Annotated in this window: 24 protein-coding genes and 3 tRNA genes; 22 read left to right on the forward strand and 5 right to left on the reverse strand. The window is 72.6% G+C overall.

Annotated elements, in window-relative coordinates; all coding sequences use genetic code 11:
• Window positions 1-6 precede the first annotated feature (6 nt).
• From QWY29_RS00515 to QWY29_RS00525, 3 genes are read right to left on the reverse strand one after another with little or no spacing between them, the layout of a single operon-like run.
• Window positions 7-489, reverse strand: coding sequence for a nitroreductase family deazaflavin-dependent oxidoreductase (locus QWY29_RS00515; protein WP_300958665.1), 483 nt, complete (start codon window positions 487-489; stop codon window positions 7-9).
• 9 nt (window positions 490-498) lie between these two features.
• Window positions 499-1,614: a fumarylacetoacetate hydrolase family protein gene (locus tag QWY29_RS00520; RefSeq protein WP_300958666.1), complete on the reverse strand. Its 1,116-nt coding sequence runs from the start codon at window positions 1,612-1,614 to the stop codon at window positions 499-501.
• Window positions 1,611-2,456, reverse strand: coding sequence for a hypothetical protein (locus QWY29_RS00525; RefSeq protein ID WP_300958667.1), 846 nt, complete (start codon window positions 2,454-2,456; stop codon window positions 1,611-1,613). The genes QWY29_RS00520 and QWY29_RS00525 overlap by 4 nt, the downstream gene beginning before the upstream one ends.
• Before the next feature lie 85 nt (window positions 2,457-2,541).
• Here QWY29_RS00525 and QWY29_RS00530 point away from each other — a divergent pair, with 85 nt between their 5' ends.
• The 12 genes from QWY29_RS00530 to QWY29_RS00585 all read left to right on the forward strand — a co-directional run bounded on the left by QWY29_RS00530 (window position 2,542) and on the right by QWY29_RS00585 (window position 10,459).
• Complete coding sequence (locus tag QWY29_RS00530; protein WP_300958669.1) at window positions 2,542-3,717, forward strand: homogentisate 1,2-dioxygenase; 1,176 nt, start codon at window positions 2,542-2,544, stop codon at window positions 3,715-3,717.
• A 74-nt stretch (window positions 3,718-3,791) separates the two neighbouring features.
• Window positions 3,792-4,823: a pirin family protein gene (locus QWY29_RS00535; protein ID WP_300958670.1), complete on the forward strand. Its 1,032-nt coding sequence runs from the start codon at window positions 3,792-3,794 to the stop codon at window positions 4,821-4,823.
• Window positions 4,824-4,830: 7 nt separating this feature from the next.
• Entirely contained in the window at window positions 4,831-5,406 is a 576-nt protein-coding gene (locus QWY29_RS00540; protein ID WP_300958671.1) for a DNA-3-methyladenine glycosylase I, read from the forward strand.
• A gap of 16 nt (window positions 5,407-5,422) precedes the next feature.
• Window positions 5,423-5,797 (forward strand): CidA/LrgA family protein, encoded by a 375-nt coding sequence (locus QWY29_RS00545; protein WP_300958672.1) that lies wholly within the window; start codon window positions 5,423-5,425, stop codon window positions 5,795-5,797.
• Window positions 5,794-6,489 carry an LrgB family protein gene (locus QWY29_RS00550; protein ID WP_300958674.1) on the forward strand — a complete coding sequence of 232 codons (696 nt, stop codon included), beginning with the start codon at window positions 5,794-5,796 and terminating at the stop codon, window positions 6,487-6,489. The genes QWY29_RS00545 and QWY29_RS00550 overlap by 4 nt, the downstream gene beginning before the upstream one ends.
• Window positions 6,490-6,528: 39 nt before the next feature.
• Window positions 6,529-7,941 carry an amidase gene (locus tag QWY29_RS00555; RefSeq protein WP_300958675.1) on the forward strand — a complete coding sequence of 471 codons (1,413 nt, stop codon included), beginning with the start codon at window positions 6,529-6,531 and terminating at the stop codon, window positions 7,939-7,941.
• A gap of 59 nt (window positions 7,942-8,000) precedes the next feature.
• Window positions 8,001-8,073 (forward strand) — tRNA-Thr (locus QWY29_RS00560).
• A 56-nt stretch (window positions 8,074-8,129) separates the two neighbouring features.
• Window positions 8,130-8,203 (forward strand) — tRNA-Met (locus QWY29_RS00565).
• A 71-nt stretch (window positions 8,204-8,274) separates the two neighbouring features.
• The gene (rpmG, locus tag QWY29_RS00570) at window positions 8,275-8,445 is read left to right on the forward strand and encodes a 50S ribosomal protein L33 (protein WP_182525673.1); all 171 of its coding nucleotides are present in this window, start codon (window positions 8,275-8,277) and stop codon (window positions 8,443-8,445) included.
• A 187-nt stretch (window positions 8,446-8,632) separates the two neighbouring features.
• Window positions 8,633-9,034 carry an FAS1-like dehydratase domain-containing protein gene (locus tag QWY29_RS00575; protein WP_300958677.1) on the forward strand — a complete coding sequence of 134 codons (402 nt, stop codon included), beginning with the start codon at window positions 8,633-8,635 and terminating at the stop codon, window positions 9,032-9,034.
• Complete coding sequence (locus QWY29_RS00580) at window positions 9,031-9,429, forward strand: MaoC/PaaZ C-terminal domain-containing protein (protein ID WP_300958678.1); 399 nt, start codon at window positions 9,031-9,033, stop codon at window positions 9,427-9,429. The genes QWY29_RS00575 and QWY29_RS00580 overlap by 4 nt, the downstream gene beginning before the upstream one ends.
• Window positions 9,422-10,459 carry a UDP-N-acetylmuramate dehydrogenase gene (locus tag QWY29_RS00585; protein ID WP_300958679.1) on the forward strand — a complete coding sequence of 346 codons (1,038 nt, stop codon included), beginning with the start codon at window positions 9,422-9,424 and terminating at the stop codon, window positions 10,457-10,459. The genes QWY29_RS00580 and QWY29_RS00585 overlap by 8 nt, the downstream gene beginning before the upstream one ends.
• Window positions 10,460-10,696: 237 nt before the next feature.
• Here QWY29_RS00585 and QWY29_RS00590 read toward each other — a convergent pair whose 3' ends face one another.
• Entirely contained in the window at window positions 10,697-11,698 is a 1,002-nt protein-coding gene (locus QWY29_RS00590) for an adenosine deaminase (RefSeq protein WP_300959581.1), read from the reverse strand.
• A 71-nt stretch (window positions 11,699-11,769) separates the two neighbouring features.
• Entirely contained in the window at window positions 11,770-13,020 is a 1,251-nt protein-coding gene (locus QWY29_RS00595) for a pyridoxal phosphate-dependent aminotransferase (RefSeq protein WP_300958680.1), read from the reverse strand.
• Window positions 13,021-13,178: 158 nt separating this feature from the next.
• Here QWY29_RS00595 and QWY29_RS00600 point away from each other — a divergent pair.
• The 10 genes from QWY29_RS00600 to QWY29_RS00645 all read left to right on the forward strand — a co-directional run bounded on the left by QWY29_RS00600 (window position 13,179) and on the right by QWY29_RS00645 (window position 20,407).
• Window positions 13,179-13,251: transfer RNA gene (locus tag QWY29_RS00600), tRNA-Trp, on the forward strand.
• 62 nt (window positions 13,252-13,313) lie between these two features.
• The gene (secE, locus tag QWY29_RS00605) at window positions 13,314-13,565 is read left to right on the forward strand and encodes a preprotein translocase subunit SecE (protein ID WP_300958681.1); all 252 of its coding nucleotides are present in this window, start codon (window positions 13,314-13,316) and stop codon (window positions 13,563-13,565) included.
• A gap of 46 nt (window positions 13,566-13,611) precedes the next feature.
• A complete protein-coding gene (gene nusG / locus QWY29_RS00610; protein WP_300958683.1) occupies window positions 13,612-14,547 on the forward strand; it encodes a transcription termination/antitermination protein NusG in 936 nt (311 codons plus the stop codon).
• Between the two features lie 268 nt (window positions 14,548-14,815).
• Window positions 14,816-15,244, forward strand: coding sequence for a 50S ribosomal protein L11 (gene rplK, locus QWY29_RS00615; protein ID WP_011754170.1), 429 nt, complete (start codon window positions 14,816-14,818; stop codon window positions 15,242-15,244).
• 111 nt (window positions 15,245-15,355) lie between these two features.
• On the forward strand, window positions 15,356-16,075 hold the full coding sequence (rplA, locus tag QWY29_RS00620) for a 50S ribosomal protein L1 (protein WP_300958684.1): 720 nt from the start codon (window positions 15,356-15,358) through the stop codon (window positions 16,073-16,075).
• Window positions 16,076-16,409: 334 nt separating this feature from the next.
• The gene (gene rplJ / locus QWY29_RS00625) at window positions 16,410-17,051 is read left to right on the forward strand and encodes a 50S ribosomal protein L10 (protein WP_300958686.1); all 642 of its coding nucleotides are present in this window, start codon (window positions 16,410-16,412) and stop codon (window positions 17,049-17,051) included.
• Window positions 17,052-17,134: 83 nt separating this feature from the next.
• Window positions 17,135-17,524, forward strand: coding sequence for a 50S ribosomal protein L7/L12 (gene rplL / locus QWY29_RS00630; protein WP_300958687.1), 390 nt, complete (start codon window positions 17,135-17,137; stop codon window positions 17,522-17,524).
• A 305-nt stretch (window positions 17,525-17,829) separates the two neighbouring features.
• Window positions 17,830-18,783, forward strand: coding sequence for an ABC transporter ATP-binding protein (locus tag QWY29_RS00635; RefSeq protein ID WP_300958689.1), 954 nt, complete (start codon window positions 17,830-17,832; stop codon window positions 18,781-18,783).
• A 6-nt stretch (window positions 18,784-18,789) separates the two neighbouring features.
• Window positions 18,790-19,575, forward strand: coding sequence for an MlaE family ABC transporter permease (locus QWY29_RS00640; RefSeq protein ID WP_300958690.1), 786 nt, complete (start codon window positions 18,790-18,792; stop codon window positions 19,573-19,575).
• A gap of 4 nt (window positions 19,576-19,579) precedes the next feature.
• Window positions 19,580-20,407 (forward strand): MlaE family ABC transporter permease, encoded by an 828-nt coding sequence (locus QWY29_RS00645; protein ID WP_300958691.1) that lies wholly within the window; start codon window positions 19,580-19,582, stop codon window positions 20,405-20,407.

Consider the following 20,407-nt stretch of genomic DNA (forward strand, 5'->3'; position numbering starts at 1 on the left):
TCCAGGCTACGGAGCGGGCCTGAGGTGGAAGACCGGGATGGTGCGCTCGGTGCGCTCCTCGTAGACCGCGTAGTTGGGCCAGGTCCGCAGCATCACCTGCCAGGCCGCCGCGCGGTCGGCGTCGGTGAGCTCGCGCCAGTGCACCGTGCGGGTGCGCCCGCCGACGGCCGCGATGGCCGCGTCGCCGTCGGGGTCGGTGGCGCGCAGGTTGCGCACCCACATCGGCATCTTCGGGTCGCCGAAGTAGGACCCGGCGATGAGCCAGCCACCCTCGTGCGGCACGCAGAGCAGCGGGGTGCTGCGCGGGACGCCGGACTTCCGGCCGGGCACGGTCAGCGTGAGGTTCGGCAGGCCCGCGATGTCGAGGATGCTGACACGTCCCCGGCTGGCCTGCTGGAGCCGCTTGTCGACCCACACGACCTGCGGCAGCAGCCTCGGCATCCACGGGAGGGCGCCGATGCGCACGGCGAGCGGGGTGAGCAGGCCCATGCCCGCAACCTAGACCAGCGCGGCGCGTGCGGGCTCGACCCGTCCACGGACGTCGCCGAGCGTGATCCGCCCGCCCGCGGCGCCGGGCGCGGAGTAGCGCAGGACCACCTCGGAGCCGTCCTCGACGAACCGCTCGCCCTCCCACAGCTCGAGGAACGACCCGCGCTGGTCGGCCTCGGGCCCGCTGATCGTGCCGGAGGCGAAGAGGTCGCCGGTGCGCAGCGAGGCGCCGTTGGAGGTGAGGTGGGCGAGCATCTGCGCGGGGGACCAGTACGTCGTGCGGTACGGCGGGCGGCTGACGACCTCGCCGTCGAGCTCGACCTCCACGTCGATGTCGAGCCCGCGGACCTGGCCGGGCCCCAGGTAGGGCAGCGGCTCGGGGTGCTGCGTGGGCAGGTCGCACCACGCGGCGTCGAGCGCGGCCACCGGGGTCACCCAGTGGGAGATCGTCGTGGCGAAGGACTTGCCGAGGAACGGGCCGAGCGGGGCGTACTCCCAGGCCTGGATGTCGCGGGCGGACCAGTCGTTGAGGCCGACGACGCCGAAGACGTGCTCGCCGAAGGCGGAGTAGGGCACCGGGTCGCCCAGCGAGGAGGGTGCGCCGACGACGAACCCGAGCTCGGCCTCGACGTCGAGCCGCTGCGTCGGTCCCCAGGTCGGGCCGTCGGGGCCGCGGCGCTGGCCGACCGGGCGCACGACGGGGGTGTCGCTGGGCACGACCGTGCCGGCGCGGCCGTGGTAGGCGACCGGCAGGTGCTTCCAGTTGGGCAGCAGCGGCTCGGAGTCCGGGCGCAGGATGCGGCCGACGTTGGTCGCGTGGTGCTCGGAGGCGTAGAAGTCGACGTAGTCGGCGACCTCGACGGGCAGGTGCAGCTCGACGTCGGCGAGCGGGATGGTCTCCGCGCCCGCTTCGAGCAGGGCCCGGGCCTCCTCGCGGGTCTGGCGCCACACCTCCGGGCCGAGCGCCATGAACGCGTTGAGCGAGGGCGTGGCGAGCTCGGGTCGCCCGGTCGCGGCGGCGAGGTCGAGGACGGTGTCGCCGTGCCGCACGCCGACCCGGCGCCGGTCGCCGGCGACGGAGAAGACGCCGTAGGGGAGGTGGTCGAGGTCGAATCCGGTGCTCACGCGGGACCCCGTACCCCGGAGCCGCGCACGCCGACGCCCGCGCGCAGGTCGGCCATCGGCTCGCTGGTGCTGCACGAGCCGAACGACGTGAACCAGCGGCGTGCGCCGGCCAGCTCGGCCGGGTCGGCCTCGAGCGCGCGGTCCTCGAGGGTGGCGACGACCTCGTCGCGGGCGGCGCCGTCGAAGGCGCGGCGGGTCGCCGCGAGCACGTTGACGAAGCCGTGCCGCTCCGCGCCGTCCTCCGCGGTGTGGCGCAGGGCGCGGTGCAGGCCGGCGGTGCAGCGGAACGGCGTCTCCCGGTCCAGCGCCGCGTCGATCCACGACGCGAGCAGCGGCGCGGACGGGTGCTGGTGCGGCTCGACGCCCCCGGTGCGCAGCTTGAGGCGAAGCTCGGCGGCGGCGACCTCGTCGGCCGCAGCCAGCCAGGCGTACGTCGCCTCCGACTGCGGCAGCTCGACGTGGACGGGCACGTCGTCGTCGAGCACGCCCTCGGCGCGGGCCGCGTCGACGGCCGCGACGACCCGGCGGGCGTTGCCGGCCAGGTCGTCGAGGTCACGCAGCGCGACGTCGAGGCCGGTGAGCACGAGCCCCCGCCGGCGGCACAGGGCGGCCGGGCCCGCGAGCTGGCCGGCGCCACCGGTCACCACGACCGACACCGGTGCGTCGAAGCCGGTCGGCAGCGCGGGCAGGTCGGTGTCGCGCACGACGAACGAGCCGACCAGGGCCGCCTCCTCGCCGGACCGCGCGGCGTGCGCGGCGGCAGCGGTCGCGAGGTCGGCGTCCCCGGGCGGGAAGGTGGCCGCGTCGTCGACGAGCCCGGTCCAGAAGTGTTCCGTCGTCACGGTGGCCACGATAACCTCGGCCTGCATAGCGGACGAGTGCGTCCGGTTATCGGCGAAACGATGTGCATGGACGAGGAGGACGGCGATGGCCTACTACCGCTCGGTGGGGGACGTGCCGCGCACGCGGCACACCCAGCACCGCGACGAGTCCGGTCGCCTGCGGTTCGAGGAGCTCATGGGCGAGGAGGGGTTCAGCTCCGACTCCTCGCTGCTCCACCACCGCGGTGTGCCGTCGGCGATCGTCGCCTCCGAGGTCTGGGACCTCCCGGACCAGGGCGCGGAGCCCAACCACCCGCTCGCGCCACGCCACCTGCGGCTGCACCAGCTGGAGACCGGGCCCGACGCGGTCGCGGACCGCCGCCTGCTGCTCGGCAACGCCGACGTGCGGATCTCCTACGTCGTCACCGGCACCGACCCCTCGGCGCTCTACCGGGACGCCGTCGGCGACGAGTGCGTCTTCGTGGAGACCGGCAGCGGGGTCGTCGAGACCGTCTTCGGCGTGCTGCCCTACCGCGCCGGCGACTACGTCGTGCTCCCGCGTGCGACCACCCACCGGTGGCTGCCGGCCGAGCCCAGCCGGCTCTACTGCATCGAGGCCAGCGGCCACGTCGCCCCGCCCGAGCGCTACCTCTCGCGCTACGGGCAGCTGCTGGAGCACGCGCCGTACTGCGAGCGCGACCTGCACGGTCCGGCCGAGCCGCTCCTCGTCGAGGGCACCGACGTCGAGGTGCTCGTCAAGCACCGCACCTCGGCCGGCGTCGTCGGCACCCGCCTGGTGCACGACACCCACCCCTTCGACGTCGTCGGGTGGGACGGCTGCCTCTACCCCTACACGTTCAACATCGAGGACTACATGCCGATCACCGGCAAGGTGCACCAGCCGCCGCCGGTGCACCAGGTCTTCGAGGGGCCGCGGTTCGTGGTCTGCAACTTCCTGCCGCGCAAGGTCGACTACCACCCGCTCGCGGTGCCAGTGCCCTACTACCACTCCAACGTCGACAGCGACGAGGTCATGTTCTACGTCGCCGGCGACTACGAGGCGCGCAAGGGCTCGGGCATCGGCGTCGGCTCGGTCTCGCTCCACCCCGGCGGCCACGCCCACGGACCGCAGCCGGCGGCCATCGAGGCCTCGCTCGGCGCCGAGCGGTTCGAGGAGTCCGCAGTCATGGTCGACACCTTCGCGCCCCTCGGGCTCGGCGAGGGCGGCCGGGCCTGCGAGGACGGCGACTACGCCTGGTCCTGGGCCGGCCGCCGGCTCTGACGCGCTGGTTGAGCCGGGAGGGCCGCTGACCGCTGGTTGAGCCCATTGTCGGCGGTGCGGGCCATGATGGCGGGGTGACCGACCTCGAGGTGCTGACCCCGCGCGAGGTGCCGCTCGGCGGCCCCCGCGCGATGAACGTGCGGCGCACCCTGCCGCAGCGGCAGCGGACGCTCATCGGCGCCTGGTGCTTCCTGGACCACTACGGCCCCGACGACGTCGCCGAGACCGGCGGCATGGTCGTCGCGCCCCACCCGCACATCGGGCTGCAGACCGTCAGCTGGCTCTTCACCGGCGAGATCGAGCACCGCGACAGCGCCGGCAACGTCGCGACGGTGCGCCCCGGCGAGCTGAACCTGATGACCGCCGGGCGCGGCATCAGCCACTCCGAGGTCTCCACCCCCGCCACGACCGTGCTGCACGGCGCGCAGCTCTGGGTCGCGCTGCCGTCCGGCTCCCGCGGGATCGACCCCGACTTCACCCACCACGCGCCCGACCCGGTCGGCGGCGAGGGGCTCGAGGCGCGCGTCTTCCTCGGCTCGCTGCTCGGGGTCACCTCCCCGGTCGCCACGCACACGCCGCTCCTGGGCGCCGAGCTGCTGCTCGAGGTGGGCGCGCGGGTGGAGCTCGAGGTCGACCCCGCCTTCGAGCACGGCGTGCTCGTCGACACCGGCTCGGTGGCCCTCGAGCACGGGTCGCCCGGCGGGTCGCTGGGCCGGGACGAGCTGGGGTACGTCGCGCCGGGGCCCGACCGCCTGGTGCTCGTCGCCGGCGACGAGCCCACCCGGCTGCTGCTCATCGGCGGCCCGCCCTTCGGCGAGCAGGTGGTGATGTGGTGGAACTTCCTGGGCTCGGGCCACGACGAGGTCGTCGCCGCGCGCGAGGCCTGGCAGGGCCAGGTGCTCGCCGAGGACGACGACGCCCGCGACCACCCCGAGACGCATCCCGACGCGGCTGGCGGGCTGCCCGAGCGACCGGCGGCGAGCCAACGGGTGGTGCCCACCGGCGAGGACGTGCGGCCGGGGCGCTTCGGCGTGGTGCCCGGCCAGCCCCTCGCGCCGATCCCGGCGCCGCCGCTCCCCAACGCCCGGCTGCGAGCGCGCGGGTGACCCGCCGGTGACCGGCCCGGTCGTCGGCGAGGACGGCGTCCCGCGCTGCCCGTGGGCGGGTGCGCCGGGGCTGATGCGCGACTACCACGACGTCGAGTGGGGCCGCCCGGTCGCCGGCGAGGCGGCGTACCTCGAACGGCTGACGCTCGAGGCGTTCCAGTCGGGGCTGTCGTGGGCGACGATCCTGCGCAAGCGCGAGGCGTTCCGCGCGGCGTTCGCCGGGTTCGACGCCGACGTCGTGGCGGCGTACGACGACACCGACCGCGCGCGGCTCATGGCCGACGCCGGCATCGTCCGCAACCGGCTCAAGGTCGACGCCGCGATCACCAACGCCCGCGCCACCGTCGCGCTGCGCGAGCAGGAGGGGCTCGAGGCGCTGCTGCTCTCCTTCGCCCCCGACGTCGCGCCCGCGCCGGCCACCACCGAGGAGGTCGCGACCACCTCGCCGGGGTCGGTGGCGATGTCGAAGGAGCTCAAGCGCCGGGGCTTCGTCTTCGTCGGTCCCACGACCATGCACGCGCTGATGGAGGCGATCGGGATCTTCGACCCGCACCTGGTCGGATGCCACCGTCGGGGTGCCTGACCGGCAGGATGCGCGGGTGCGTGGAGGAATCGTCGTCGGGCTCACCTGGCTGGTCGTGTGCCAGCTCGTCGGGGAGGTGCTGGTCCGGCTGACCGACGCACCGGTCCCCGGCCCGGTCGTCGGGATGGTGGTGCTCCTCCTGGCCCTGGAGGTACGCCGCCGGCGCGGCCACGACACCGACCGCGACCCCGCCGTGCGGGCCGCCGACGGGCTGCTGCGCCACCTGCAGCTGCTCTTCGTCCCGGCCGGCGTCGGCGTCGTCGCCTACCTCGGCGCGATCCGCGACGACGCGGTGCCGATCGTCGTCGCGATCGCCGGCTCGTGGGCCCTGGGCCTCGTGGTCGTCGGATGGACGACCCGGCTGCTCGAGCGCAGCGAGGGCCGGGCGTGAGCGACCTGGCGGACTCCCCGGTCCTCCTGGTCGCGCTGACCCTCGCGACCTACCGGCTCGGGTGCTGGATCCGCGACGCGAGCGGCGGCCACGCGCTCGCACAGCCGGTGCTGGTGGCGATCGTGCTGACCGGCGCCGGGGTGCGGCTGCTCGACGTCGACATCGCGACCTACGCCCGCGGCACCGAGGTCATCTCGTTCTGGCTGGGCGCGGCCACCGTGGCGCTGGCGGTGCCGCTGCACCGCCAGGCCGCGCGGCTGAAGGGGTTCGTCGTCCCCTTGGTGGTGGCGATCCCGGTCGGCGCCGCGACCTCGATCGTGTCAGTGGTGCTCCTCGCCCGCTGGACCGGCGCGGGGGAGGAGCTGGTGCGCACGCTGAGCCCGAAGGCCGCGACGACCCCGGTGTCGATCGCGCTGTCGGAGACCGTCGGGGGCATCCCGTCGCTGACGTCGGTCTTCGCCATCGCCGTCGGCATCCTGGGCGCGGTCGCCGGGCCCGCCGTGCTGACCCTCGCCCGGATCACCGACCGGCGCTCCCGCGGCCTCGCGATGGGCGCGGTGTCCCACGGCGTCGGCGCCTCCCGCGCCCTGGCCGAGGACGAGACCGAGGGCGCCTTCGCCGGGCTCGCGATGGGCCTCACGGCGCTCGCCACGAGCCTGCTGCTGCCGCTGCTCCTGGCGGTCCTGCTGTAGCCCTGCCGCGGGGCTGACTGGTGTGGGAGGTTGTCGCCCGTGCACCGGGTCCACGCCTTCCGCGACGACGCCCTCGCCCACCACGACGCCGTCGGCCTGGTCGACGCCCTGCGCTCGGGGGAGGTCGGCACCCGCGAGGTCGTCGACGCCGCGATCGCGCGGGTCGAGGCCGTCGACCCCGACCTCGGCGCGGTCGCCCACCGCGCCTTCGACCGGGCCCGCGCGGAGGCGCGCGACCCCCGCGGCGGCTACTTCGCCGGCGTCCCGACCTTCGTCAAGGACAACGTCGACGTCGCCGGGATGCCGACCCAGCACGGCGCCGACGCTTTCGTGGCGCGGCCGGCCCGACGCGACGGCGACCTGGCCCGGATGTACCTCGCCACCGGCCTGGTGCCGCTGGGCAAGACCCGCCTCTCGGAGTTCGGCTTCTCCCCGGCCGCCGAGCACCCGCGGCAGGGGCCGGTGCGCAACCCGTGGTCGACCGACCACACCGCCGGCGCCTCCTCGGCTGGCTCGGCCGCGCTGGTCGCCGCGGGCGCGGTGCCCATCGCGCACGCCAACGACGGCGGCGGCTCCATCCGCATCCCCGCCGCCGCGTGCGGGCTGGTCGGCCTCAAGCCCACCCGCGGCCGGCTGGCGCAGGACGCGATGCACCGGTCGATGCCGCTGCGCATCGTCGCCGACGGCGTCGTGACCCGCTCGGTGCGCGACACCGCCGCCTTCCTGCGCGAGTCCGAGCGGGTCTACCGCGCGCTGCACCTGCCACCGGTCGGCGACGTCACCCGGCCCGCTCGACGCCGGCTGCGCGTCGGGGTCGTCACGACGAACGCCGGCCGGACGGCGAGCCCCGAGGTCGCGGCCCTCACGCGGCGTACCGCCGACCTGCTCGCGGGCCTCGGCCACGCCGTCGAGGAGGCGGCCTCGCCTGCGCCCGCGTCGTTCGCCGACGACTTCCTGCTCTACTGGGGCAGCCTGGCCACCGCCATCGTGCGGACCGGACGGCTCACCCACGGCCGCTCGTGGGACGTGGAGCGCTGCGACCCGCTCACCCGCGGCCTCGACCGGCTCGCGACCCGCCAGCTGCACCGCTTGCCGGGGGCCGTCCGGCGGCTGCGCGCGACGGCGCGGGCGGCCGTGGCCTTCCACGAGCGGTACGACGTCGTGCTGAGCCCCACGCTGGCCACCACGACCCCGCGGGTCGGGCACCTCGACCCGGCCGCGGGCTACGAGCAGACGATGGCCCGGGTGCTCGACTGGGTGGCCTTCACCCCGTGGCAGAACGTCACCGGCGAGCCGGCCGTCTCCCTGCCGCTCGCGACCACCGCCGAGGGCCTCCCGCAGGGGATGATGCTGGGCGCCGGAGCCGGTCGCGAGGCGCTCCTGCTCGAGCTCGCGCTGGAGCTGGAGCAGGCCGTTCCGTTCCCCCGGATCGCCGCCGCGACGGGCTCCTGAGGGCCGCTCCGCGGCCGATTTTGTGGTCCCGACCGACGTCTGTATGGTTCTCCGTCGTTGCCCCTTTAGCTCAGTCGGCAGAGCGTCTCCATGGTAAGGAGAAGGTCTACGGTTCGATTCCGTAAAGGGGCTCTGGGAAGCGGGATTGCGTCGGCCGGGTAATCTGGTCGACGCACCCCTGTCCCGGTGGCGGGGTAGCTCAGGTGGTTAGAGCACACGGCTCATAATCGTGGTGTCGCGGGTTCGAGTCCCGCCCCCGCTACTGAAGAACCACCGCTGATCCGCAGTCAGCACCGCGCAGCACTGCAGCACCCCGACCCAGAAGGACTTCCCGTGGCCTCCAAGAGCTCCGACGTTCGCCCCAAGATCACGCTCGCCTGTGTCGAGTGCAAGGAGCGCAACTACATCACGAAGAAGAACCGCCGCAACGACCCCGACCGGCTCGAGCTGGCGAAGTTCTGCCCCCGGTGCCGCACGCACCAGGCGCACCGCGAGACCCGCTGACCCCAGCGCGGCACCCCGCGGTTCCACCGCACTCCACGCACGACCCGTCCGGACCTCCGGGCGGGTCGTTCGTCGTTCCCGGAGGCGGCATCGGCCCGGGGGACCGCCCGCTCGTCGTGGTCTCGCTTGGTCCCCCTCGGCTGACCGCGTCCGCCCCCGATGACCACGGCGGGTTAGGGTCGGCCGCATGCCGGTCGACGCCTCGCTCGTGGGACGGACCTACCCGCCCACACGGCCCTACCCGGTCTCCGAGGCGAAGGTGCGCGAGCTCGCCGCGACCACCGGCGCCGACTGGGACGGCGGCCCCGTGCCGCCGACGTTCCCGATCCTGTTGGCCTTCGAGGCGATGAACGCCTTCCTGGAGGCCGAGGGCGTCGAGCTCGCCCGGATCGTCCACGGCGACCAGAAGTTCCGCTACGAGCGCCCGCTGCGGGTCGGCGACGTGCTGACCGCCGCGCTCACCGTCGCCAGCGTCCGCTCGATCGGCGGCAACGACGTCATCGGCACCACCAGCGAGGTCCGCGACGCCGACGGCGCGCTGGTCTGCGCGACGAGCGCGACGCTCGTCCACCGGGGCGGTGCGGCATGACGCTCGAGGCCGGCACCACCCTCCCGACGCAGACCTTCGTGGTGCGTCGCGCCGACCTGGTGCGGTACGCCGGCGCCTCGGGCGACCTCAACCCGATCCACTGGTCCGACCGGGTCGCCATGGCGGTCGGCCTGCCCGGCGTCATCGCCCACGGCATGTACACCCTCGCCCTGGCCGCCCGCGCCGTCGCGACGTGGACCGACGACGCCGAGGTGCTCGAGCTCGGCGCGAAGTTCACCGCCCCCGTCGTCGTCCCTGACGACGACACCGGCGTGAGCGTCGAGGTGGCCGGCGAGGTGGCCTCGGTCGAGGACGGCCGCGCCACGCTGCGGCTCACGGTCACCAGCGAGGGGCAGAAGGTGCTCGGGATGCCGAAGGCCGTCGTCCGTGCCTGACGCCCCGCCCACCGGGTCGAGGCTGCTGCGCGACCACACGACGCTGCGGCTGGGTGGCCCGGCGGCCGAGCTCGTCGTGGCCACCACCGACGACGAGCTGGTGGCGGCCCTCGACACCGACGGGCCCGTGCTGGTCCTCGGCGGCGGCAGCAACCTCGTCGTCGCCGACGAGGGCTTCGCCGGCCGGGTCGTGAAGGTCGCCACGACCGGCATCACCCCCGACACCGAGGACGACGACCCGTCCTGCGGCGGCGTGCTCGTCACGGTCGCCGCGGGGGAGTCGTGGGACCACCTGGTCGAGGTCGCCGTCGAGCGCGGCTGGGTCGGCGTCGAGGCGCTCTCCGGCATCCCCGGCTCGGTCGGCGCGACGCCGGTGCAGAACGTCGGCGCCTACGGCCAGGAGGTCGCCCAGACCATCGCCTCGGTCCGCGTCTGGGACCGCGTGCTGCGCGGCGTGCGCACCTTCGCCAACGCCGAGTGCCAGTTCTCCTACCGCCACTCCCGGTTCAAGGCCGACCCCGGCCGCCACGTCGTCCTCTCGGTCACCTTCCAGCTGCGCCAGGGCACGCTCGGCGCCCCGGTGCAGTACGCCGAGCTGGCCCGCGCCCTCGGTGTCGACATCGGCGGGCGGGCGTCGCTGCGCGAGGTGCGCGAGGCCGTCCTCGGCCTGCGCCGTGGCAAGGGGATGGTCCTCGACGACGCCGACCCCGACACGTGGAGCGCCGGCTCGTTCTTCACCAACCCGATCGTCCCCGCCGGGCAGGTCCCCGACGGCGCGCCCGCCTGGCCCGCCGGCGACGGCCTGGTCAAGACCTCGGCCGCCTGGCTGATCGACCACGCCGGCTTCGGCAAGGGGTACGCCGCTGGCCGGGTCTCCCTGTCGACCAAGCACGCCCTGGCGCTCACCAACCGGGGCGGGGCCACCACCGAGGAGCTGCTCGCGCTGGCCCGCGAGGTGCGCGACGGCGTCCACGCGGCGTACGGCATCCGGCTGGTGAACGAGCCCGTCCTCGTCGGCTGCGAGCTCTAGCCCGCTCCGCCCCCCACTTCGCGGCCATCCCTCCCGCTCCCCGGCCGCTGCGTTGGCCGTGAAGCGTGAGCATCCCAAGTTCACTTGGGGTCCACGGGACTCCGCGGCCTTCTCTCCCACTCCGCGGCCTTCTCTCCCACTCCGCGGCCATCTCTCACGCTCCCCGGCCGATGCGTTGGCCGCGAAGCGTGAGCATCCCAAGTTAACCTGGGATCCACGCACCCCTCCCGGGCCGGATCAGCTGGCCAACCACGCATCCACACCGGCGAGACCGGCGGCGACGACGTCGGAGGGGGCGCGGGAGGCGCGGAAGGACATCCGGGCGAGCTCGGCGAGCGTGGCGTCGGGGAGGTCGTGAGCGGCCCGCATCGTGGCGTACTGGCCGGCGAGGCGGGAGCCGAAGAGCAGCGGGTCGTCGGCGCCGAGCGCGACCGTGGCCCCGGCCGCGAGCAGCGTGGGCAGCGGCACCGAGGTGAGGTCGGAGTAGACGCCGAGGGCGACGTTCGAGACCGGGCACACCTCCAGCGCGACGCCGGAGGCCACGACCCGCTCGAGGACGGCCGGGTCCTCCGCCGAGCGGACCCCGTGGCCGAGCCGGTCGGCGTGCAGTTCGTCGAGGCAGACCCGCACGTGCTCGGGGCCGCGCAGCTCACCGCCGTGCGGGACGAGCGCCAGCCCGGCCCGCTCGGCGATCGAGAACGCACGGGCGAACTCGCCGGTGCTCCCGCGCCGCTCGTCGTTGGACAGCCCGAAGCCGACCACCCCGCGGCCGGCGTACTGCGCGGCCAGCCGAGCCAGCGTGCGGGCGTCGAGCGGGTGCCGGGTCCGGTTGGCGGCGACGACCAGCGCGATGCCCAGCCCGGTCGACCGGGAGGCGTCCGCGACGGCGTCCAGCACCAGGTCGGTGAAGGCCGTGACACCGCCGAACCGCGCGGCGTACCCGCTCGGGTCGACCTGGATCTCCAGCCACCGGCCGCCGTCGGTGACGTCGTCCTCGGCGGCCTCCCGCACCAGACGCCGCACGTCGTCCTCGGTGCGCAGCACCGACCGCGCGACGTCGTAGAGCCGCTGGAAGCGGAACCAGCCCTTCTCGTCGGCCGCGCTCAGCTGCGGCGGCCACTCCGAGACGAGCTGGTCGGGCAGCCGGATCCCGTCGCGCTCCGCCAGCTCCAGGAGCGTCGCGTGCCGCATCGAGCCGGTGAAGTGCAGGTGCAGGTGCGCCTTGGGCAGCGCACGCACGGCCCGCGGGACGGGCGCACCAGCACCAGCGACGTCACCGGCGGAGCCGGCGGGGCGGTCGGTGGGAGGGATCAAGCGAAGAGCTTCTGCAGCCGCGAGATGCCCTCGACGAGGTCGTCGTCCCCGAGCGCGTAGGAGAGCCGCAGGTAGCCGGGCGACCCGAACGCCTCACCGGGCACGACCGCGACCTCGGCCTTCTCAAGGATGTATTCCGCGAGGTCCACCGAGGAGTCGATGACCCGGCCGTCGTAGGTCCTGCCGAGCAGCCCCTTGACCGAGGGGTAGGCGTAGAACGCGCCGGTCGGCATCGGGCACAGCACGCCGTCGATCTCGTTGAGCATCGACACGATGGTCTGCCGGCGGCGGTCGAAGGCGGTCTTCATCTCCTCAACGGCGGCCAGGTCGCCCTCGATCGCGGCGAGCGCGGCGCGCTGGGAGACGTTGGCGACGTTGGACGTCGCGTGCGACTGCAGGTTGCCGGCGGCCTTGACGATGTCCTTCGGGCCGATGATCCAGCCCACGCGCCAGCCGGTCATCGCGTAGGTCTTCGCGACGCCGTTGACGACGACGGTGTGCTCGGCCAGCTCGGGGCACAGCACCGGCAGCGAGCCGGTCTCGGTGCGGGTGCCGTCGGCGGCGTCGTAGACGAGGTGCTCGTAGATCTCGTCGGTCAGCACCCACAGCCCGTGCTCCTCGACCCACGCGCCGATCGCCCGGATCTCGTCGGCGCTGTAGACCGCGCCGGTCGGGTTGGAGGGGGAGACGAACAGCAGCACCTTGGTGTGTGCGGTGCGCGCGGCCTCGAGCTGCGCGACGGTGACCTTGTAGTCCTGGGTCTCGTCGGCGAGCACCTCGACCGGTACGCCGCCGGCCAGCCGGATCGACTCGGGGTAGGTGGTCCAGTACGGCGCGGGCACGATCACCTCGTCGCCCGGGTCGAGCATCGCGGCGAACGCCTCGTAGATCGCCTGCTTGCCACCGTTGGTGACCAGCACCTGGGCGGGCTCGACCTCGTAGCCGCTGTCGCGGCGGGTCTTCTCGGCGATCGCCTTCTTCAGCTCCGGCAGGCCGCCGGCCGGGGTGTAGCGGTGGTTGCGCGGGTCGCGACACGCCTCGACCGCGGCCTCGACGATGTAGTCGGGGGTGGGGAAGTCCGGCTCGCCGGCGCCGAAGCCGATCACCGGGCGGCCCTCGGCCTTGAGCGCCTTGGCCTTCGCGTCGACCTTCAGCGTCGCGGACTCCGCGATCGCGCCGACGCGCTGGGACACGGGGCGCTCGCGCGGGCTGGTGGTGGGGTCGGGCCGGCCGGGCTGGGAGGTCATGCGCCCCATCGTAGGGGCGGTGGGCAGCCGGGCCCGAGGCTGTTTCGGCTCCGGACCCACGGCCGAGCGGCGGCAGTTTGGACTCCGCCTCGGTGGACCACGTAGACTCCACCCCTGGTGGTCTCTCCCCATGCTTCGGCATGCCCCGGATCCACCGGAGGGCACTAGCTCAACTGGCAGAGCATCGGTCTCCAAAACCGAAGGTTGGGGGTTCAAGTCCCTCGTGCCCTGCAGATCGACTGCAGATCCCAGAGATCGACAGCACCACACATGATCGAGAAGAGGTGACCGGCGTGTCGGACAGCAACGCCGTCCGCGGGACCCGTGAGGACAAGGCCGACAAGCCGCGCACGGGCCCGGCGACGTTCTACCGCCAGGTTGTCGCCGAGCTGCGCAAGGTCGTCTACCCGACCCAGGAGCAGCTGGTCACCTACTTCCTGGTGGTCCTGGTCTTCGTCCTCTTCATGATGGCGCTCGTCTCGCTGCTCGACCTCGGCTTCGGCCAGCTGGCCTTCGAGGTCTTCGCCGGCGGCGGCGACCAGTGACCCGGTCCGGCCCGCGCCGGACCCAGACCCACCTGACGACCAACTGATGGAGCAGCACGTGTCCGAGCAGTACGACGAGACCGAGGCGACCCCGACGGCGGACGAGCCGTCGCTGGAGGACGTCTTCGGCCAGCCCGACGAGGGCTCGGAGGTCGAGCTGGACCCGGCGCTCGACACCGAGGTCACCGACGAGGACACCGACGAGGCCATGGGCCTCGACACGGACCTGCCCACGGCCGAGGAGGTCGAGGCCGCGCACGACGCCGACGCCGCCGAGTCCCCGGACGACGCCGACGCCGACGGGGAGGGTGCTGAGGACGACGAGGCCGAGGCCGCCGACGACGAGGCCGACGACCCGCTCGAGGCGTTCCGCCGCGAGCTGTGGGCCAAGCCGGGCGACTGGTTCGTCGTGCACACCTACTCCGGCATGGAGAACCGGGTGAAGTCGAACCTGGAGAACCGCATCATCTCCTTGAACATGGAGGACTACATCCACGAGATCGTGGTCCCCACCGAGGAGGTCGCGGAGATCAAGAACGGCCAGCGCAAGATGGTCAAGCGGACCGTCCTGCCCGGCTACGTGCTCGTGCGCATGGACCTCACCGACGAGTCGTGGGCCGCCGTGCGGCACACCCCGTCGGTGACCGGCTTCGTCGGCCACAGCCACCAGCCGGTGCCGCTGAGCATGACCGAGGTCGAGAACATGCTGGCCCCCGCCGTCGTGGCCCGGGCCGAGGCCGAGGCCGCTGCCGCCGGCACCGCCGCGCCGGCCAGCGCCGGCTCGACCACCGCGAAGAAGCCCGTCGAGGTCGCCGACTTCGACGTCTCCGACTCGGTCATGGTCGTCGACGGCCCGTTCGCCACGCTGCACGCCACGATCACCGAGATCAACGCCGAGTCCCAGCGGGTCAAGGCGCTCGTGGAGATCTTCGGCCGCGAGACCCCCGTCGAGCTGTCCTTCAGCCAGATCCAGCGCGTCTGAGACGGAGCTCCGCTCCGGCTCAGACCCGCGCTGGGGTCGAGCGAGCGCCACGGCTGAGGGACGAAGCCGTGACGCGCGTGTCGAGACCGACGGCAGTCGTCCGCGGCTGACGGACGCCAGACACCCGGGCTGGGCCCAGGAGTCCGGATACCACGATTTCCACAGACCGAGCACCACGCCGCACAATGGTGCGGTTGCTCGCGCAACAGCAGGTGGCAGAGGACGACGTACGTCCTCGTCATGACCACGGAAGAGAAAGAGACAGAGCATGCCTCCCAAGAAGAAGATCGCCGCACTGGTCAAGGTGCAGCTCCAGGCCGGTGCCGCGACGCCGGCCCCGCCGGTCGGTACCGCCCTCGGTCCGCACGGCGTGAACATCATGGAGTTCTGCAAGGCGTACAACGCCCAGACCGAGTCCATGCGCGGCAACGTGATCCCCGTCGAGATCACGATCTACGAGGACCGCAGCTTCACCTTCATCACGAAGACCCCGCCGGCCGCGGAGCTCATCAAGAAGGCCGCCGGCCTGCAGAAGGGCTCGGGCGTCCCGCACAAGGAGAAGGTCGGCAAGCTGACCAAGGACCAGGTCCGCGAGATCGCGCAGACCAAGCTGCCCGACCTCAACGCCAACGACATCGAGGCCGCGATGAAGATCGTCGAGGGCACCGCTCGCTCCATGGGCGTCACCACCGACTGACCTCCCGCCGGCCCTCGGGTCGGCACCGCCTCCTCGCAGGCACTCCGCACACATCCCGTGGCAGGGCCGCGCTGGCCCACCTGACCACACTGGAAGAGAAGAGACCCAGACATGCAGCGCAGCAAGACCTACCGCGCAGCGGCGGACACGTTCGACAAGGACGAGCTCCACGCCCCGCTCCACGCGATCAAGATCGCCAAGACCACCTCGAAGAAGAAGTTCGACGAGACCGTCGACGTCGTCATGCGCCTGGGCGTCGACCCGCGCAAGGCCGACCAGATGGTCCGCGGCACGGTCAACCTGCCCCACGGCACCGGCAAGACCGCCAAGGTCCTGGTGTTCGCGAACGGCGACAAGGCCGAGGCCGCCCGTGAGGCCGGCGCCGACGTCGTCGGGGGCGACGAGCTGATCGAGAAGGTCGCCGGCGGCTGGCTCGACTTCGACGCCGTCGTCGCGACGCCCGACATGATGGGCAAGGTCGGTCGCCTGGGCCGCGTGCTCGGCCCCCGTGGCCTCATGCCGAACCCGAAGACCGGCACCGTGACGCCGGACGTGGCCAAGGCCGTGACCGACATCAAGGGCGGCAAGATCGAGTTCCGCGTGGACCGCCACGCCAACCTGCACTTCATCATCGGCAAGGCCTCGTTCTCCGAGGCCCAGCTCGCGGAGAACTACGCCGCGGCGCTGGAGGAGGTCCTCCGCCTCAAGCCGGCCAGCTCCAAGGGTCGCTACGTCAAGAAGGTCACCGTCTCCACGACGATGGGCCCGGGCATCCAGGTGGACCCGAACCGCACCAAGAACGTCGCGCAGGAGGACGAGGCCTCGGCCTGAGCTCCCTCCCCGCTCCACGGCGCCCCGGTCACCTGCAGGTGGCCGGGGCGTCGTGCGTGTACGCCGCCGGGCGACCCCCGCGGCCGCCGCTCGGTCCGTGCGGCCGCCGATTTGGTGGCTCCCGGGGCCGTGCGTAGAGTTCCTCCCTGAAACCAGAGACCGCCGGTTGCCGTGGTGCATCAGCAGCACGACCGAAGGTTCGCGGACGCGGACGACCAGCGCAGGTGAGCAGAGCGAGATCCTTCCGAGGATCGCACCACGCCCTGAGCGCCCGCGCTCGGGGCGTTCGTCGTTCCGGGGCCGGACGCGGTGGTCGACACCCGGAAGGAGACCCATGGCGCGGGCAGACAAGCAGGCAGCCGTCGCGGAGATCGTTGAGTCCTTCAACGGTTCCGCCGGTGCTGTGCTGACCGAGTACCGCGGTCTCACCGTGAAGCAGCTGCAGGACCTGCGGCGCTCCCTCGGCGAGAACGCCAACTACGCCGTGGTCAAGAACACGCTGGCCAAGATCGCCGCCACCGAGGTGGGCATCGAAGGCTTCGACGACCTGCTGACCGGCCCGACCGCCATCGCCTTCATCAACGGCGACGTGGTCGAGGCGGCCAAGGGTCTGCGTGACTTTGCCAAGGCCAACCCCACCCTGGTCATCAAGGGTGGCGTCCTGGACGGCAAGCCCCTCGACGCCTCGGAGATCGCCAAGCTGGCGGACCTCGAGTCCCGTGAGGTGCTCCTGGGCAAGCTGGCCGGCGCGATGCTCGCGTCGCTCAGCCAGGCCGTCTACCTCCTCAACGCCCCCCTCGCCCAGGCCGCCCGTCTCGCGGGTGCGCTGCAGGCGAAGGCCGAGGAGGACCCCTCGATCCTCGCAGGTGGTGCCGGCGCGCCGGCCGCCGCCGAGGAGGCCCCGGCTGCCGAGGCGGAGGCCGCACCGGCCGCCGACGAGGCTGCCCCGGCTGACGACTCAGCCACCGACGCCTGATCCAGGCTGAGTACTACCACCACCTGAAACCCGGCCCGGCCGCTCACGACGCGGCGGGCCAACCGATCCGAAAGGTTGCCATCATGGCGAAGCTCACCACCGACGAGCTCCTCGACGCGTTCAAGGAGATGACCCTCATCGAGCTCTCCGAGTTCGTGAAGCAGTTCGAGGACACCTTCGGCGTCACCGCGGCCGCTCCGGTCGCCGTTGCCGCCGCCCCCGCTGCCGGCAGTGCCGGTGGCGGCGAGGCCGCTGCCGAGCAGGACGAGTTCGACGTCGTCCTCGAGTCCGCTGGTGACAAGAAGATCAACGTCATCAAGGAGGTCCGCGCCCTGACCTCCCTCGGCCTGAAGGAGGCCAAGGAGCTCGTGGAGTCGGCCCCCAAGGCCATCCTCGAGAAGGTCGCGAAGGACGCCGCGGAGAAGGCCAAGGAGGCCCTCGAGGGCGCCGGCGCCACCGTCACCCTCAAGTGACCTCTCCGGCCCTCGCCGGGTGACCGGCGAGGGCTGGTGCACCGGGGCGGCCACCTCCTCACGGAGGTGGCCGCCCCGTTGTCATTTCTGCAGGTCAGGCCCGCGACAGCCGGCCGCGGGAGCGCGACGGCCCCGATCGGGTCTCACGAGAGATCCGTCACGTGACGCACGTCGCCTCGTCGCGTAACCTCGCCGCGGACACTCCGTTGTTACCGACGAGTGGGGATGACAGACGGACGTCGGTGGTGTCCGCGTCCGCTGCCCCGATCGGGACAGCGGACCACTCGGTCGGGGAGAGGTGCAGCATGGGCGTGGAGATCAAGGTCGAGGACCTGAGCAAGTCCTTCGGCAAGCAGCTGATCTGGGGCGACGTCTCCCTCACGGTCCCGGCGGGGGAGATCTGCGTGATGCTCGGCCCCTCCGGCACCGGCAAGTCGGTGTTCCTCAAGACCCTGATCGGGCTGCTCAAGCCCGACAAGGGCTCGATCATCATCGAGGGCACCGACATCGCGAGCTGCTCGGAGAAGGAGCTCTACGAGATCCGCAAGCTCTTCGGCGTGCTGTTCCAGGACGGCGCGATGTTCGGCTCGATGAACCTCTACGACAACGTCGCCTTCCCGCTGCGCGAGCACACCAAGAAGTCCGAGTCCGAGGTCCGCGCCATCGTGATGGAGAAGATGGACCTCGTCGGCCTCCTCGGCGCCGAGGACAAGCTGCCCGGCGAGATCTCCGGCGGCATGCGCAAGCGCGCCGGCCTGGCGCGCGCGCTGGTGCTCGACCCCGAGATCGTGCTCTTCGACGAGCCCGACTCCGGCCTCGACCCGGTCCGCACGGCGTTCCTCAACCAGCTGATCGTCGACCTGAACGCGCAGATCGACGCGACGTTCCTGATCGTCACCCACGACATCAACACCGCCCGGACGGTGCCGGACAACATCGGCCTGCTCTACCACAAGCACCTGGCGATGTTCGGCCCCCGCGAGATGCTGCTGAGCTCCGAGGAGCCGGTGGTGCGCCAGTTCCTCAACGCCCAGCGCGTCGGCCCGATCGGCATGTCCGAGGAGAAGGACGCCGACGAGCTCGCGGCCGAGGCCGACCAGGAGCTGCCGCCGCTGCCGCCGATCCCGATGCAGCTCGAGCCCTCCAACGGCATCCCGCGCCGCAGCCAGCGCGAGCCCGGCTCGTGGTGCCGCGAGCACGGGATCACGCCGCCGCCGGGGTCGTTCGAGGAGAACATGACCATGACGACGGGCGGCTGAGGCGCCTTGGCCCAGCTCACCGCGTCCCGCGTCCTCCGACCTGTCGGCACCGCGGGCAAGCTCTTCGCCTTCGGCCTCGACGTCGGCCGCGGGCTGTTCCGACGCCCCTTCCAGCTGCGGGAGTTCCTCCAGCAGGCCTGGTTCATCGCGTCGGTCACGATCATCCCGACCGCGCTGGTCGCCATCCCCTTCGGTGCGGTCATCGCGTTGCAGGTCGGCGGCCTGATCAAGCAGTTCGGCGCGCAGTCGTTCACCGGCTCCGCCTCGGTGCTCGCGGTCATCCAGCAGGCCGGCCCGATCGCGACGGCGCTCCTCATCGCGGGCGCGGGCGGCTCGGCCATCGCGGCCGACCTCGGCGCCCGGCGCATCCGTGAGGAGCTCGACGCGATGATGGTGCTGGGCATCGACCCGATCCAGCGCCTGGTCGTGCCCCGCGTGCTCGCCTGCATGCTCGTCGCGGTCTTCCTCAACGGCATGGTCAGCGTCGTCGGCGTGGCCGGCGGCTACGTCTTCAACGTCGTCCTGCAGGACGGCACGCCCGGCGCCTACCTGGCCAGCTTCACGGCGCTCGCGCAGCTGCCCGACCTGTGGGTCGGCATGCTCAAGGCGCTGGTGTTCGGCTTCATCGCGGCCATCGTGGCGGCGTACAAGGGCATGAACGCCGGCGGCGGCCCGAAGGGTGTGGGCGACGCGGTCAACGAGTCGGTCGTCATCACCTTCCTGCTGCTCTTCATCGTCAACTTCGTCCTGAGCACGATCTACCTCCAGCTCGTGCCCCCGAAGACAGGCTGATCCCGTGGCCAGCATCAAGTCCGTGGTGCAGCGTCCGCTGGACCAGCTCGACACCCTCGGCGGGCAGCTCGCGTTCTACCTGCGCGTGCTCAAGGCGACGCCGCGCTCCGTGGCGCGCTACCCGCGCGAGATCATGCGGATCCTCGCCGAGGTCACCCTCGGCTCGGGCGCGCTCGCCGTCATCGGCGGCACCGTCGGCGTCATCATCGGCATGACGTTCTTCACCGGCGCCCAGGTCGGCCTGTCGGGGTACGCCGCGCTCAACCAGCTCGGCACGGCGGCGTTCTCCGGCTTCGTCTCCGCCTACTTCAACACCCGCGAGATCGCGCCGCTGGTGGCGGGCATCGCGCTCGCGGCGACCGTCGGCTGCGGCTTCACCGCCCAGCTCGGCGCGATGCGGATCTCCGAGGAGGTCGACGCCCTCGAGGTGATGGCGATCCCCTCGATGCCGTTCCTCGTCGCGACCCGGGTCATCGGCGGCCTCATCGCGATCGTGCCGCTGTACGTCGTGGGCCTGCTGTCGTCGTACTTCGCCAGCAGGTTGGTGGTCACCCAGTTCTACGGGCAGTCGACCGGCACCTACGACCACTACTTCAACCAGTTCCTGCCACCGGGTGACGTCCTGTGGTCCTTCGGCAAGGTGCTGGTCTTCGCCGTCGTGGTGATCCTCATCCACTGCTACCACGGCTACAACGCCTCCGGCGGTCCTGCCGGGGTGGGCGTGGCCGTGGGCCGCGCCGTCCGCACCAGCATCGTGGCCATCAACGTCATCGACCTGTTCCTGTCGATGGCGATCTGGGGCACGACCACGACCGTGAGACTGGCGGGGTGA

The sequence above is a fragment of the Nocardioides abyssi genome (assembly GCF_030412915.1).
In the GTDB taxonomy this organism is placed as follows: Bacteria; Actinomycetota; Actinomycetes; order Propionibacteriales; family Nocardioidaceae; genus Nocardioides; species Nocardioides abyssi.

Excerpts from the sequence above, each read along its gene's own strand:
- rplK (WP_011754170.1), top strand. The coding sequence starts at position 14,816 with ATGCCTCCCAAGAAGAAGATCGCCGCACTGGTCAAGGTGCAGCTCCAG.
- QWY29_RS00530 (WP_300958669.1), top strand. The coding sequence starts at position 2,542 with ATGGCCTACTACCGCTCGGTGGGGGACGTGCCGCGCACGCGGCACACC.
- QWY29_RS00595 (WP_300958680.1), bottom strand. The coding sequence starts at position 13,020 with ATGACCTCCCAGCCCGGCCGGCCCGACCCCACCACCAGCCCGCGCGAG.
- QWY29_RS00575 (WP_300958677.1), top strand. The coding sequence starts at position 8,633 with ATGCCGGTCGACGCCTCGCTCGTGGGACGGACCTACCCGCCCACACGG.
- QWY29_RS00580 (WP_300958678.1), top strand. The coding sequence starts at position 9,031 with ATGACGCTCGAGGCCGGCACCACCCTCCCGACGCAGACCTTCGTGGTG.
- nusG (WP_300958683.1), top strand. The coding sequence starts at position 13,612 with ATGGAGCAGCACGTGTCCGAGCAGTACGACGAGACCGAGGCGACCCCG.
- rplL (WP_300958687.1), top strand. The coding sequence starts at position 17,135 with ATGGCGAAGCTCACCACCGACGAGCTCCTCGACGCGTTCAAGGAGATG.
- rplA (WP_300958684.1), top strand. The coding sequence starts at position 15,356 with ATGCAGCGCAGCAAGACCTACCGCGCAGCGGCGGACACGTTCGACAAG.
- QWY29_RS00515 (WP_300958665.1), bottom strand. The coding sequence starts at position 489 with ATGGGCCTGCTCACCCCGCTCGCCGTGCGCATCGGCGCCCTCCCGTGG.
- rplJ (WP_300958686.1), top strand. The coding sequence starts at position 16,410 with ATGGCGCGGGCAGACAAGCAGGCAGCCGTCGCGGAGATCGTTGAGTCC.
- QWY29_RS00635 (WP_300958689.1), top strand. The coding sequence starts at position 17,830 with ATGGGCGTGGAGATCAAGGTCGAGGACCTGAGCAAGTCCTTCGGCAAG.